This window comes from Pseudomonas sp. PDM10 (assembly GCF_014852295.1).
Taxonomy (GTDB): domain Bacteria; phylum Pseudomonadota; class Gammaproteobacteria; order Pseudomonadales; family Pseudomonadaceae; genus Aquipseudomonas.
In genome coordinates, this window is sequence record NZ_JACVBJ010000001.1 from 49,891 (window position 1) to 63,492 (window position 13,602).

Genomic DNA, 13,602 nt, shown 5'->3' on the forward strand with positions numbered 1-13,602 from the left:
CCTTTCTGTACAGACTACGCCGTGGATGAAACCTGTACAATATTGTTTTTTGGTATAACTTTTAGCGTTCTCGTTCTGACAGCTTGGCCTATTGTTAAACACAGAGCCTGCCCGATACCAAAGATCCCTGCATATAAAAATAGACTAGTGATCAAGGTAAAACGCCACGCGAGGAAGAAGTCATGCACATATTGCTGACCGGCGGTACTGGTTTGATAGGACGTCAGCTCTGCCGACACTGGTTGAGTCAGGGACATCGTTTGACTGTCTTGAGTCGCACACCTGAAAAAGTCGCAAAAATTTGCGGTGCGCAGGTGCGGGGAATCACACAGTTCGAGGATATTGGACAAGAAACGGTTGATGCCATTATCAATCTGGCGGGCGCACCGATTGCCGACCGGCCATGGACCTCCAAACGCAAAGCGCTGCTCTGGAGCAGCCGGATCACGCTGACCGAAACCCTGCTGGCCTGGCTCGAAAGCCGCGAGCACAAACCTCAGGTATTAATCTCGGGCTCCGCCATTGGTTGGTACGGCGATGGGGGCGAGCGGGAGTTGACTGAAAAATCCCCGCCCGTCATCGATGATTTCGCCAGCCAGTTGTGCATTGCCTGGGAGGAAACGGCCCAGCGCGCCGAGGCGTTGGGCATTCGCGTAATTCTCATCCGCACCGGGCTGGTGTTGTCGGCAGAGGGCGGCTTTTTGTCGCGGCTGTTGCTGCCGTTCAAAGTGGGGCTGGGCGGGCCTATCGGCAGTGGCCGGCAGTGGATGCCGTGGATTCATATCAACGATCAAATCGCCCTGATTGATTTTCTTCTGCATCAGGAAGACACCAGTGGTCCTTATAATGCCTGCGCGCCCAAGCCGGTGCGCAACCGCGAATTCGCCGATACGTTGGGCCGCGTGTTGCACCGCCCGACGTTCATGCCCATGCCGGCCCTGGCGTTGAAGGTGTGTCTGGGCGAGTTGTCATTGCTGTTGCTGGGCGGCCAGAAGGCCGTACCGGCTCGCTTGCTGGAAGCGGGTTTCACTTTCCAGTTCACTGATTTGCGCGCGGCTCTGGACGACCTTTCCAGCCGCCTTTGAAATAGGACGTTGCATGACCGATCACGCATTGCTTCTGGTCAATCTGGGCTCACCGGCTTCCACCTCGGTGGCGGATGTGCGCAGTTACCTCAATCAATTTCTGATGGACCCGTATGTGATCGACCTGCCATGGCCGGTGCGACGTTTGCTGGTGTCGCTGATCCTGTTCAAGCGCCCGGAGCAGTCGGCCCACGCCTACGCCTCGATCTGGTGGGAGGAGGGCTCGCCGTTGGTGGTGCTCAGCCGTCGCCTGCAACAGGCCATGACTGCCCAGTGGCACCACGGGCCGGTGGAACTGGCGATGCGTTACGGTGAGCCGTCGATGGAGTCGGTGCTGGTGCGCATGGCAGCCCAGGGCCACAAGCGGGTTACGCTCGCACCGCTCTATCCACAGTTCGCCGACAGCACGGTGACCACGGTGATCGAGGAGGCCAAGCGGGTAGTCCGCGAGAAGCAGCTGGACGTGCAGTTGTCGATTCTCCAGCCGTTCTACGATCAACCGGAATACCTCGATGCGCTGGTCGCCAGCGCCAAGCCGTATTTGCAGCAGGATTACGATCACCTGCTGTTGAGTTTCCACGGTTTGCCGGAGCGGCACCTGACCAAAATCGACCCTACCGGTCACCATTGCTTCAAAAGCGACAATTGCTGCCAGAACGCTTCGCCAGAAGTCTTGGCGACTTGCTACCGCGCCCAATGCCTGCGCACGGCGTCCGAGTTTGCCAAGCGGCTGGGGCTGCCGGACGGCAAATGGTCGGTGTCGTTCCAGTCGCGTCTGGGGCGGGCCAAATGGATCGAACCCTACACCGAAGCGCGCCTTGATGAGTTGGCTGGAATGGGCGTGAAGAAAGTGCTGGTGATGTGCCCGGCGTTTGTCGCCGATTGCATCGAGACGCTGGAAGAGATCGGGGATCGCGGCAAGGAGCTGTTCCGCGAGGCGGGGGGAGAGGAGTTGGTGCTGGTGCCGTGTCTTAACGACGATCCGCAGTGGGCGCGGGCGTTGAGCACGTTGTGCGAGAGAGCGCCGTTGGCGCTTTAAAAGCATCGCGGGCAAGCCTTGCTCCTACAGGATCGTTCCCACGCTCTGCGTGGGAATGCCTCTAGGGACGCTCCGCGTCCAGTGACGCGGAGCGTCACGGGCTGCATTCCCACGCAGAGCGTGGGAACGATCAGTTCACTCAAAGCAGCGACTCATTCGCCTTCTTGTGCTTCCAGCTGTCATTACCCGGCAGCAACAGGTTCAGCGCAATTGCCGTCACCGCGCACAGCGCGATGCCTTTGAGGCCGAAGTCGTCCGGCCCTGTGCCGGTGCCGACCAGTACGCCGCCAATCCCGAACACCAGGGTCACCGAGACAATCACCAGATTTCGTGCTTCGCCCAGGTCGATCTTGTGGCGAATCAGCGTGTTCATGCCCACCGCCGCGATCGAGCCGAACAACAGGCACAGAATCCCGCCCATCACCGGTACCGGAATGCTTTGCAGCAGCGCGCCGAACTTGCCGATGAACGCCAGGCTGATGGCAAATATCGCCGCCCAGGTCATGATCTTGGGGTTGTAGTTCTTGGTCAGCATCACCGCGCCCGTCACTTCGGCATAGGTGGTGTTGGGTGGACCGCCAAACAGGCCGGCTGCGGTGGTGGCAATGCCATCACCGAGCAGGGTGCGGTGCAGGCCGGGTTTCTTCAGGTAATCGCGACCGGTCACGCTACCGACAGCGATCACGCCGCCGATGTGCTCGATGGCCGGAGCCAGGGCCACCGGAACGATGAACAGAATCGCCTGCCAGTTGAATTCCGGCGCGGTGAAGTGCGGGATTGCAAACCACGGTGCAGCAGCAATTTTCGCGGTATCAACGACGCCGAAGTAGAACGCCATCGCAAAACCCACCAGCACGCCCGAGATGATCGGCACCAGGCGGAAGATGCCTTTACCGAACACCGCGACGATCAGGGTGGTCAGCAGCGCTGGCATCGAGATCAGCATCGCCGTCTGATAATGGATCAGTTCGGTGCCATCGCCAGCCTTGCCCATCGCCATGTTGGCGGCGATCGGCGCCATGGCCAGGCCGATGGAGATGATCACCGGGCCAATCACCACCGGTGGCAGCAGGCGGTCAATGAAACCGGTGCCTTTGATCTTCACCGCAAGGCCGAGGAAGGTGTAGACGAAACCGGCCGCCATCACGCCACCCATGGTCGCCGCGAGACCGAACTGGCCCTTGGCGAGAATGATCGGGGTGATGAAGGCAAAGCTCGACGCCAGGAACACCGGCACCTGACGCCCGGTGACGATCTGGAACAGAATCGTCCCCAGGCCTGCAGTGAACAGCGCCACGTTCGGGTCGAGGCCGGTAATCAACGGCATTAACACCAGAGCGCCGAAGGCCACGAACAGCATCTGCGCACCCGACAGCACCGTGCGCCAGAGCGGATCGTTGAACTCTTGCTGCATGCTCAAGCGTCCTTCTGCTTGGTGCCGAAGATCTTGTCACCGGCATCGCCCAAGCCTGGGATGATGTAACCGTGTTCGTTGAGTTTTTCGTCAATGGACGCGGTATAGATGGTCACGTCCGGGTGAGCTTTCTCTACCGCGGCAATGCCTTCAGGGGCCGCCACCAGCACCATCGCGCGGATATCCCGGCAACCGGCCTTTTTCAGCAGGTCGATGGTCGCGACCATGGAACTGCCGGTGGCGAGCATCGGGTCGATGATCATCGCCAGGCGTTCGTTGATTTCCGGAACCAGTTTTTCCAGGTAGGTATGAGCCTGCAGCGTTTGTTCATTGCGAGCCACGCCCACGGCGCTGACTTTGGCGCCCGGGATCAGGCTCAGCACGCCTTCGAGCATGCCGATACCGGCGCGCAGGATCGGTACTACAGTAATTTTCTTGCCAGCGATTTTCTCGACCGACACCGTGCCGCACCAGCCTTCGATGTCGTAGCTTTCCAGCGGCAGGTCTTTGGTGGCTTCATAGGTCAGCAGGGCACCGACTTCCTGAGCGAGCTCACGGAAATTCTTCGTGCTGATGTCGGCGCGGCGCATAAGGCCGAGTTTATGGCGGATCAGCGGATGGCGGATCTCGAGGATGGGCATGGGAAAGGCTCCGGCGGCGGGCAAAAAAACCGGCCTAGATTAATCTATCCGAGGGTGTTGTCCTATAGACATTCAGAACGTTAGTCCACAAACGCTTGATCTGGCCTCGCTTGATGCGTACCTTTGCCCGCTTTTCCTGAACCGCCACCCCCTGGAGAACGCCATGTCCGCTGATCTCGAGCATATCCGTCAAATCATGCGAGAGGCTGACTGCCTGTACACCGAAGCAGAAGTCGAGGCGGCCATCGCCCGCGTCGGTGCACAAATCAACGACCAGCTGGCTGAAAGCAATCCGGTGGTGTTCTGCGTGATGAACGGCGGGCTGATTTTCTCCGGCAAGCTGCTGACCCATCTGAACTTCCCGCTGGAAGCGTCCTACCTGCACGCCACTCGTTATCGCAACGAAACCAGCGGCGGCGACCTGTTCTGGAAAGCCAAGCCGGAAGTGTCGTTCCTCGACCGCGACGTGCTGATCATCGACGACATCCTCGATGAAGGTCACACCCTGGGCGCGATCATCGACTACTGCAAACACGCCGGCGCCCGCGCTGTGCACACCGCCGTGCTGATCGACAAGGACCACGACCGCAAGGCTCGCCCGGACCTGAAAGCCGATTTCGTCGGCCTGCCATGCATCGACCGTTACATCTTCGGTTACGGCATGGATTACAAAGGCTACTGGCGTAACGCCAACGGGATTTTTGCTGTTAAAGGCATGTAAGAAAATGAGCGCTCCGAGCTTTCTCGATCAAACCCTGTTCGCTGAATTGGCCGAGAAAGCCGCAGCCAATCCTCGTGGGCGTCAGCATCACAACTTCCATCAGATGGAAGACGCCTGTCATCGCATGGTGGTTGGCTTGCAGCCCGACACCTATATCCCGCCTCACCGGCACTTGGGGGAAAACAAGGCTGAAACCTTGTTGGTCCTCAAAGGGCGACTGGGTGTGTTGATCTTCGATGAGTCAGGCGCGGTGGTGAATAAACAAATCCTGCAGGCTGGTGGCGACTGTCTCGGCGTGGACCTGCCAGCCGGCGTGTTCCATGGCCTGGTGGTACTGGAAGCGGACAGCCTGATGTTCGAGTGCAAGGCGGGCCCGTATCGCCCGGTCGGTGACGGTGAGCTTGCTCACTGGGCGCCGCGCGAAGGCGAGCCTGGTGTGGCTGAGTATCAGGCGTGGATGCGCGCGCAGTTCACCTGAAGCGCGCTCAATTTTCCCCGGCCAGCCAGCGCTCGCTTTTGCGACGAGCCTGTTCCAGGTTGTTCACGTAGGCCAACTGACGCTGCTCCCGATGGATGCCCGCGCGCCTGAGCTTCAGGCGCACCCGTGGGGCGGTTCCTACCAGAATCAGGCCAATGCCGTCTTTGCGGTAATCCCTCAGGATATTGTCGAAGGCTGCCAGCGCGGTCATGTCCAGCATCGGCACGGCGCTCATCTCGACGATCACCACTTTGACCTCCGGACTGAATTTGCGTAGCACCCCCAGGGCTTTTTCGGCAGCACCGAAGAACAGCGGCCCGCGTATCGCATAGCAACGAACATGCGCCGGCATGTCCTTCAAGGCTTGATGGAAGCCGCGGGGCAGTTCGGCGGTGTCCGTGAGATCGCTCATGCGCTTGATAAATAACCCGGCGGCCAGCAGCAGGCCGACGGCGACGGCCATCACCATGTCAAACAACACGGTCAGGCTCAGGCAGGTCAGCAAGACCAGCACATCGCTGCGGGGCGCGATGCGTAAGGTATGCAGCACGTGCCGGGCCTCGCTCATGTTCCACGCCACCATCACCAGCAACGCGGCCAGTGCAGCCATCGGCAGGTAGCTGAAAAGCGGTGCGAAAACGAGTATCGCCATCAGTACCACCGCGCTGTGAATAATGGCGGCCAATGGCGAAAAGGCCCCGCTGCGCACATTGGTGGCGCTACGGGCGATCGCCGCCGTGGCGGTAATGCCGCCGAACAGCGGTGCGATCAGGTTGCCCAGGCCCTGGCCCAGCAGTTCTGCATTCGAGTCGTGTTTGCTGCCGGTCATGCCATCCGCCACCACCGCACACAACAAGGATTCGATGGCCCCGAGCATGGCAATGGCGAACGCCGGCGCCAGTAGCTGACGGATCAAGTCGTAAGACAGGTGCAGAGGCTGGCCGTCGGGGCCGGAAAGGTTCCACGGCCAATCGAAGCTCGGCAGAAATGGCGGAATCCCGGGATGGCTGACGCCTTCGACCATATAGCTGAAACGCTCGCCCAATGTCGCCACCGACAGCCCGCCATGCTCCAGCGCCAACCCCAGCAGCGCGCCGATGGTCAGCGCCACCAGATGCCCCGGAATCCTCGGTACCCACCGTGGCCAGACAATCAGAACGGCCAGGCAGGTGATGCCGATGATCCCGTCCCCCAACCGGGCGCTGGGCAACGCCAGAATCAGTACACCCAGCTGTTCGATGTAGTGTTCTGCCTGGCCGGCGGTGTTCAGGCCCAGCAAGTCCTTCAATTGCAGGGTTGCGATGACAATGCCGATCCCGGCGGTAAAGCCCAGAGTGACCGGATACGGAATGTACTGGATCAACCGCCCGGCTCTGATCAGCCCCAAGGCAATGAGGATGACGCCGGCCAGCATGGTGCACAACAGCAGGCCGCCCAGGCCATATTGTTGGGTGATGGGCAACAGAATGACCACGAACGCAGCGGTCGGCCCACTGACATTGAAACGCGAACCTCCTGTCAGGGCGATCAGGGGCGCGGCGATCAGCACCGTATACAACCCATGCTGAGGCGGCACCCCCACGGCAATCGCCAGGGCCATGGCCAGCGGGATGGCGATAATCCCTACCGTTACGCCGGCACTGATGTCGCCGCGTAAGCGTCTGAGGGTGTAGCCGGCGCGCCAAGTCTGACGCCAGGCGGCAAACAACGGGGGAACGGAGAACGACATGAGCACTCCACGGTAGACGGCGCACTGTTGAACGAAGGCTGAAAGCTCTTCCAGTTTGGTCAGCTTCGTACTGCGAAGTATTGACCCATATCGCTAATTCGCGCGGTTGATCCTCATGCTAGAGTGCTCGGCTTCGCCTTGGGAGCCCGTCATGAGCCTTTTGATCCGTAGCTGCGCCGCCCTGTTGCTGACCGTCAGCTTGCCTCTGGCGGCCGCCCCGGCGCCGATGCACGCGGAGTTCCTGCCCCCCGATGACCTGACCCTGCGTGACGCCGAACCCGAGCAGCAACAGCTGTTGCAGGTCACCGATTACTCGGTGGTGATCGGCAGCCAGCGCCAGTCCAACCAGCAGCCGATTCCGGTGACCTCACCGTTGCTGATCCGCCTCAAGGGCAAATCCTTGAACAAGGGCGCGACCATCAATCAGGTGCTGGTCAATTTCGATGGCGAAAGCAAAAGCCTGAAAAAGCCGATCTACGACGACAAAAGCAAAACCCTGACGCTGTTTTACCCGATGGCTCAGTACCGGGTGGTGATCGACTTGTTGCGCAATGAAACGGTGTATTGCCAGTTCCTCAGCTACGCCAACGGTCATGTCTGGGCCGATCTGCACACGGGTGCTGTTCGTCCGCGTTGAGCCCGGTGGCAAGGGAGGGGTAAACTGCCCGCCCCGTGAAATGTCTGCGAGCTGGAGTCGGCAATGCGTAAAGATAAGAAGCAAGTGATTGGTGACGAGATCGGCGATGAGCAGATCAAGCTGTTCCTCGATTTCGAACCGGTCGACGCCACGTCGCCGTCGCTGCACAAACTGATCAAGGCCTACCGCGGCCTGCGCATCGATGACTTCGGGCGTTTTCTGACGTTCTTCGTCGAAGCCGGCCTGGATCTGGACGGCAAGGATGAGCACGGCAATGACTTCGTCACCCTGATCAAGGATCAGCGTAATGCGGCCGAGTACATCGAACTGATCGCCAAGGCTCGCGGCTGAATCGCGGACATCCTGTATCTGTAGGAGCAAAGCTTGCTCGCGATAGCGATCTCAAGGACGCCATCGCCGGCAAGCCGTACTCCTACAGAAAGGCATAAAAAAACGCCCCGCTCTCAATGAGAACGGGGCGTTTTTTATGCGGCCGAATCAAGCGTAGCTTTCGGTCTCATTGCTGGCTTCAACCAGTTCCAGCGCGACGTTGTTCTGCACATTGATCTTGCGATACAGCGCAGCGTCGTTTTCCAGGACTTTTTCCCGAGCCGGGAAGATTTCCGCCAGTTTGGCAGCCCACTCACCGGAAGCCTTGTTCGGGAAGCATTTCTCGATCAGTTCCAGCATGATCGAAACGGTCACCGACGCACCTGGCGAAGCGCCGAGCAGGGCAGCAAGGCTACCGTCCTTGGCCGCGACCAGTTCGGTACCGAACTGCAGAACGCCGCCCTTTTTCGGGTCTTTCTTGATGATCTGCACCCGTTGGCCGGCCACTTCCAGGCGCCAGTCTTCGGCTTTCGCCAGTGGATAGAAGCGACGCAAGGATTCCAGGCGCTGTTCCATCGACTGCATCACTTCGCTGACCAGGTACTTGGTCAGGTCCATGTTGTTTTTCGCCACGGCCAGCATCGGGCCGATGTTGCCGGCGCGAACCGACATCGGCAGGTCCATGAAGGAACCGTGCTTGAGGAACTTGGTGGTGAAACCGGCGTAAGGTCCGAACAGCAGGGACTTCTTGCCATCGACTACGCGGGTGTCCAGGTGCGGCACCGACATCGGAGGCGAACCCACCGCCGCCTGGCTGTAAACCTTGGCCTGGTGGTGTTTGACCACTTCCGGGTTGTCGCAACGCAGCCACTGGCCGCTGATCGGGAAGCCGCCGAAGCCTTTGCTTTCTTCGATGCCCGAAGCTTGCAGCAGCGGCAGTGCCGCGCCGCCAGCGCCGAGGAACACGAATTTCGCGTCGACGTCACGGGAGTTACCGCTGTTGACGTCCTTGATGCTGACAGTCCAGCCGCCGTTGTTGCGCTTCAGGCCGGTCACGCGCTTGCAGTACTTGACCTGGGCATCGGGTGCGCTGGTCAGGTGCTTGAGCAGTTGATTGGTCAGGGCGCCGAAGTTGACGTCGGTGCCGTTCATGACACGGGTGGCGGCGACGACTTCGTCGGCCGGCCGGCCAGGCATCATCAGCGGCATCCACTCGGCCATGGTGGCCTTGTCTTCGGTGTATTCCATGTCCGAGAAGGCGTGGTGCTTGCTCAGCGTCTTGAAGCGTTCCTTGAGGAAGGAAACGCCATCTTCGTTCTGGACAAAGCTCAGGTGCGGCACCGGGCTGATGAACGTCTTGCACGAGCCGAAGGTGCTTTTCCTGGTCAGGTAGGACCAGAACTGCTTCGACACCTCGAACTGGGTGTTGATGTGCACGGCTTTCTTGATGTCGACGGTGCCGTCGGCGGCCTGCGGCGTGTAGTTGAGCTCACACAGCCCGGCGTGACCGGTACCGGCGTTGTTCCACGGGTTCGAACTCTCCGCGGCACCGGAATCCATCAGCTCGACGACTTCCAGCTTGATCGCGGGGTCGAGCTCTTTGAGCAGTACAGCGAGGGTGGCACTCATGATGCCGGCCCCAACCAGTACTACGTCGACTGCTTCGTTATGCGCCATTTAACGCGTCTCCAAAATCTGCAGCACCAAATTGTCGGCATGGCTGCCAGGTGTTCAGGGGCGTGTCAGTGATGCCCCAAGTACTCATGGCAGTATCGCCATGTCCGAATCTTCGCAATTTTTTGCAACTTCGACGGACGCTACCGGCCGGGTCTAAAAGAGTTACATGAACTCACTTCAACGCGCGGCTGGCAATTCGACTTATGGTCGATACATCCGTTTGTGCAACCAAATCCGTAGAGGACAGGCTTCAGGATCCGGTGTTCGAGGCGTACTCGGTCCTGTGTCGTTGGGCTGTTTCAGACGCTAATGGTGCATGTTCAGACGCAAAACTATTCATTTGCTCGCCACACTCTTGTGAAGTTGTGAAAACCCGTTTTTTTCACGCTCTTTTGAAGACGTGAACCTCAAAAAATGGCTGCCCCAGCCTGGCACCGTGCCCGGATGGATTGCCGCCATGGGATACATGACAGGCAAAACGGGCAAACAGCTCAGTGTCCGAGCGTAATGACAGCTCTGCAGATTCGCGAAAAGTGGGGTTTTTGCTCAAGGAACAGCAAGCGCGCCAGCTTCACTCGATCTGTGTGGGCGGCTCTCTGTAGGGCGGTGCGGGGTGTCAATACAAGCGCATTGACGATGCTGCGAGGCCCGATCAGGAGACGTCCTTATAATCGGGGGGAGATTGTAGCGAAGAAACGCAGGGAAATGGTCGTGTTTAATGACTTTTATTAGGTGTTCGGTCAGGTGGTCAACCCTTGCTGAGCCCGCGCACGCGGCTGGCGCTGGCTTACACAGGCGCTAGGGGGCAGGGGGTGGTGTAACCAATTGAGACGGATTTCTTCGATTTCGACCCAGTCATCGCCCATTGGCTGAAGGCTGCACTGTTTGAACGCCTGACAGTGGCCGTTGTGGTCGAGCAGGGCGAAGCAGCGATGCAGAGGACGTGGATTGAACAGCGAGATGAGATAGCGCATGGCGAAGTACCCTGTAGGTGGCTCCTATGAAGATAGCCAGCAAACCGTGACGTGCAAGTGTATGGGCGGTGACATATCTGTGACAGGAACCCGCTTCCCAAGGGTTTGTCAGACATTTCAGTAATCACTGAAGGGCTCTAGTTAGCCGCAGTGGCGCACCGCTATACTGCGGGCCTTAGTGCCTGATTCTGGAGAGAAGCGCATGTTGCAACGCCTGTTGTTCGGTTTGATCACTGTGACCAGTTTGACCCTGGTCGGCTGCGCCCACAGCCCGCAACAACTGAATCCGGAGCCCAAGCTGACGACTCAGCTGGCACCGGTCGGCCATGGTCAGCCGGTGGTGGTGCGTGTGGTGGATGGTCGTCCGTCGCCGACTCTGGGCACCCGTGGTGGCCTGTACCCTGAGACCAGCGCGATCACCGTGCAGGGCGCGCAAATTCTGCCGAAGTTGCAGGCTCAGGCCGAAGCGGCCGTGCGGTTGTTGGGCTTCACCCCAACCTCCAATGCGCTGAATGCTCCGCAGTTGACCGTGACCTTGGCCGAGCTGAAGTATCAGTCGCCTAAAGAAGGCATGTATGTGACTGAAGCCACCATTGGCGCGACGTTCCGCTCCGATGTGCAGAATGCCAACCGTCGCTACAGTGGTCGTTATGGTGCGTCCCTGGATCAGCGTTTTGGTATGGCGCCAAATCAGGAAACCAACACCAAGCTGGTCAGCGATGTGTTGAGCGATGCATTGACGCGTCTGTTCAAGGATCCGACGATTGGTCAGATTCTCGGCGAATAAACGTTCGCCGGACTCAAAAAAGCCCGGAGCCAGCAATGGCCCCGGGCTTTTTCATGCGAGCTGATTTTTGGCGGGACTGCACCCATCCCCTGTGGGAGCGGGCTCGCTCGCGAAGGCGGTGTGTCAGTCAACATCAATGCAGTTGATACACCGCCATCGCGAGCAAGGGATTGCTTGCGAACAAAAAACCAGAGGGCGGCACCGTCAAATAGGACAGGAGTCGGTCAATTCGTTCGTTATTTGTCGGAAAGCAAGGGCACAAGGTGAGGCTTTCGGTAGAATTCGCGCCGCGGTCGTCGGTTCGACGTCTGCCACCTGTTTTGCTGAGGTCCGTGATGTCGTTGCATTTGATTTCGCTGTTTACCAACCATCCCGCCAAGTTGATCAACCTGTTGGCCTTGTTGTTGGCCTTTCCGGGCGGCTGGTTGCTGCATGCCACTCGTCGCCGCGAACAGCGCGCGCTGGCCATTCTCGAAACGCAAAGCCAGAACCGTCGTATCGATGAACCGACGTTGATGCTGGATGGGGCGACCTTGCGCATGAACCGGTTTTTCTATCGATTCGGTTTTGCCTGCCTGGGGTTGGCGCTGCTGGTGTCGTGGATCAGTACGCGCTTCTGAAGCGCTGACACCAAGTGGCGAGGGCGCTTCTGTGGTGAGGGGATTTATCCCCGTTCGGCTGCGCAGCAGTCGTAAATCGGTACCCCTGGCCTGTCTGAAAAATATGATCGCAGGTTTTGGGGCCGCTTCGCAGCCCAACGGGGACAAGTCCCCTCGCCACAGGTGATGTGGTGACAGTCAAATAGAGCGCCGTTGTCGTATCCAGCCAAAACCCTTACAGCGGAAAACCTGCTTTGACACGGTACTGATTGCGCACCGGCGTCGCGTATTGCAGGACCATGAACGGACGATGCTCCTCAGGGCACGCGTCCAGACGCTGTTGCCATTGCTCCTGAGCCTTGGCCAGTTCGTCGGCCGCAAACACTTCAGAGGCTTTCGGCACCTGCAATTGCGGGTCGGCGTCTTTCCACTGGGCGTAGGCCAGGTAATGCACCGGGAACAGGCGGTAGCCGCCGAGGATCTGCCGGTCTATCTCGATCGCCAATTGCTTGGTGTCGTCGAACAGCTCGGTGATCGGCGAGGCGAAGTTCACATGCACCCGGCCCTTGTAGCCGGTGATGCCCTTGGCGATGCTCACATCGTCCTCGCCCGGTACTTTGGTGTAGCTGCCGGTGGTGGCGCGGATGAACAGCTCGCGAGCCTTGGCTTGATCGCACGGGTCATATTCATAGCTGATCGACACCGGGGTGAGGTTCAACGACTGAATGACTTCGCCGAACGGCTCGTCCTTGCGGCTCATGTGGAACATCTTGAGGATGGCCGACTCGGTGCGGTCGTCGCCGTCCTTGGCCCGGCCTTCGGCCTGGGCGATCCAGATCGAAGCGCAATCGTTGCGGATCGAGTGGTTGATGTAGGCCGACAGCAGCTGATACGCCGCCATCTTCTCGCGTCGACCGGTGATCGAACGGTGCACGATAAAGCTCTTGTTCAGGCGCATCAGATCGCTGACGAAGGGCTTTTGCAGCAGGTTGTCGCCGATCGCGATGCGCGGTGTCGGCAGGCCGGCGTGGTACACGGCGTAGTTGACGAAGGCCGGGTCCATCACGATGTCGCGGTGGTTGGCGATGAACAGGTAGGCGCAGCCTGACTTGAACTGCTCGACGCCGGTGTACGTCACACCGTCCGTGGCTCGCTCGATGGTGTGGTCGACGTACATCTCGACTTTATCCTGCAACGTGGCCACCGACGTAACGTCGGCGAACTCACGGCGCAGCCGATGAGCTATAAGAGGTTTGAGCATCCAGCCGAAAGCACCGGCAAAACGCGGGAAGCGGAAGTGGATGAGGATATCTAGAAACGCCTTGTCGCCGAGCAGCCGGTCCAGCACCGCAGGGACTTCGCTGTCATTGTAAGGTCGGATGGCATCGAATTCGCCCATCATGCTCTCTTGTTAGAAACGGCTAGGGTAAGTAAAGGTTTTGATCGAAAACCAACGGGGCACGGTCTGAAAAGTTAGCCAGATAAAAATAG

At 59.2% G+C, this 13,602-nt stretch carries 14 protein-coding genes; 8 read left to right on the plus strand and 6 right to left on the minus strand.

Annotation, left to right across the window (positions count from 1 at the left end; all coding sequences use genetic code 11):
* Positions 1-182: 182 nt before the first annotated feature.
* Both IB252_RS00260 and hemH read left to right on the plus strand, forming a co-directional pair.
* Positions 183-1,085, plus strand: a complete 903-nt coding sequence (locus IB252_RS00260; protein ID WP_192406197.1) for a TIGR01777 family oxidoreductase — start codon at positions 183-185, stop codon at positions 1,083-1,085.
* Positions 1,086-1,098: 13 nt separating this feature from the next.
* Entirely contained in the window at positions 1,099-2,124 is a 1,026-nt protein-coding gene (gene hemH, locus IB252_RS00265; protein WP_192406199.1) for a ferrochelatase, read from the plus strand.
* 139 nt (positions 2,125-2,263) lie between these two features.
* Here the strand turns inward: hemH and IB252_RS00270 are convergent, their stop codons facing one another.
* Positions 2,264-3,538 carry a uracil-xanthine permease family protein gene (locus tag IB252_RS00270; RefSeq protein WP_008153403.1) on the minus strand — a complete coding sequence of 425 codons (1,275 nt, stop codon included), beginning with the start codon at positions 3,536-3,538 and terminating at the stop codon, positions 2,264-2,266.
* A 2-nt stretch (positions 3,539-3,540) separates the two neighbouring features.
* Complete coding sequence (gene upp / locus IB252_RS00275; RefSeq protein ID WP_008025893.1) at positions 3,541-4,179, minus strand: uracil phosphoribosyltransferase; 639 nt, start codon at positions 4,177-4,179, stop codon at positions 3,541-3,543.
* Positions 4,180-4,342: 163 nt separating this feature from the next.
* Here upp and IB252_RS00280 point away from each other — a divergent pair, with 163 nt between their 5' ends.
* On the plus strand, positions 4,343-4,900 hold the full coding sequence (locus tag IB252_RS00280; RefSeq protein ID WP_008153401.1) for a hypoxanthine-guanine phosphoribosyltransferase: 558 nt from the start codon (positions 4,343-4,345) through the stop codon (positions 4,898-4,900).
* A 4-nt stretch (positions 4,901-4,904) separates the two neighbouring features.
* Positions 4,905-5,378, plus strand: coding sequence for a WbuC family cupin fold metalloprotein (locus IB252_RS00285; protein WP_192406200.1), 474 nt, complete (start codon positions 4,905-4,907; stop codon positions 5,376-5,378).
* Between the two features lie 7 nt (positions 5,379-5,385).
* Here the strand turns inward: IB252_RS00285 and dauA are convergent, their stop codons facing one another.
* Positions 5,386-7,107 carry a C4-dicarboxylic acid transporter DauA gene (gene dauA / locus IB252_RS00290; protein WP_192406201.1) on the minus strand — a complete coding sequence of 574 codons (1,722 nt, stop codon included), beginning with the start codon at positions 7,105-7,107 and terminating at the stop codon, positions 5,386-5,388.
* 151 nt (positions 7,108-7,258) lie between these two features.
* Between dauA and IB252_RS00295 the strand changes: the two genes are divergently transcribed.
* Both IB252_RS00295 and IB252_RS00300 read left to right on the plus strand, forming a co-directional pair.
* Positions 7,259-7,744, plus strand: a complete 486-nt coding sequence (locus IB252_RS00295; protein ID WP_192406202.1) for a hypothetical protein — start codon at positions 7,259-7,261, stop codon at positions 7,742-7,744.
* A gap of 63 nt (positions 7,745-7,807) precedes the next feature.
* Complete coding sequence (locus IB252_RS00300; protein WP_111451285.1) at positions 7,808-8,095, plus strand: PA4642 family protein; 288 nt, start codon at positions 7,808-7,810, stop codon at positions 8,093-8,095.
* 147 nt (positions 8,096-8,242) lie between these two features.
* Here the strand turns inward: IB252_RS00300 and mqo are convergent, their stop codons facing one another.
* Both mqo and IB252_RS00310 read right to left on the minus strand, forming a co-directional pair.
* Entirely contained in the window at positions 8,243-9,751 is a 1,509-nt protein-coding gene (mqo, locus tag IB252_RS00305) for a malate dehydrogenase (quinone) (protein WP_192406204.1), read from the minus strand.
* A gap of 740 nt (positions 9,752-10,491) precedes the next feature.
* A complete protein-coding gene (locus IB252_RS00310; protein ID WP_111451287.1) occupies positions 10,492-10,725 on the minus strand; it encodes a hypothetical protein in 234 nt (77 codons plus the stop codon).
* 202 nt (positions 10,726-10,927) lie between these two features.
* On the opposite strand from IB252_RS00310, the gene IB252_RS00315 reads away from it, so the two are divergent.
* The gene (locus IB252_RS00315; protein WP_033061281.1) at positions 10,928-11,512 is read left to right on the plus strand and encodes a YajG family lipoprotein; all 585 of its coding nucleotides are present in this window, start codon (positions 10,928-10,930) and stop codon (positions 11,510-11,512) included.
* A gap of 335 nt (positions 11,513-11,847) precedes the next feature.
* Complete coding sequence (locus IB252_RS00320; protein WP_111451288.1) at positions 11,848-12,132, plus strand: hypothetical protein; 285 nt, start codon at positions 11,848-11,850, stop codon at positions 12,130-12,132.
* A gap of 214 nt (positions 12,133-12,346) precedes the next feature.
* On the opposite strand, the gene IB252_RS00325 is transcribed toward IB252_RS00320, so the two are convergent.
* Complete coding sequence (locus tag IB252_RS00325) at positions 12,347-13,510, minus strand: 1-acyl-sn-glycerol-3-phosphate acyltransferase (protein WP_192406205.1); 1,164 nt, start codon at positions 13,508-13,510, stop codon at positions 12,347-12,349.
* Between the last annotated feature and the right edge of the window lie 92 nt (positions 13,511-13,602).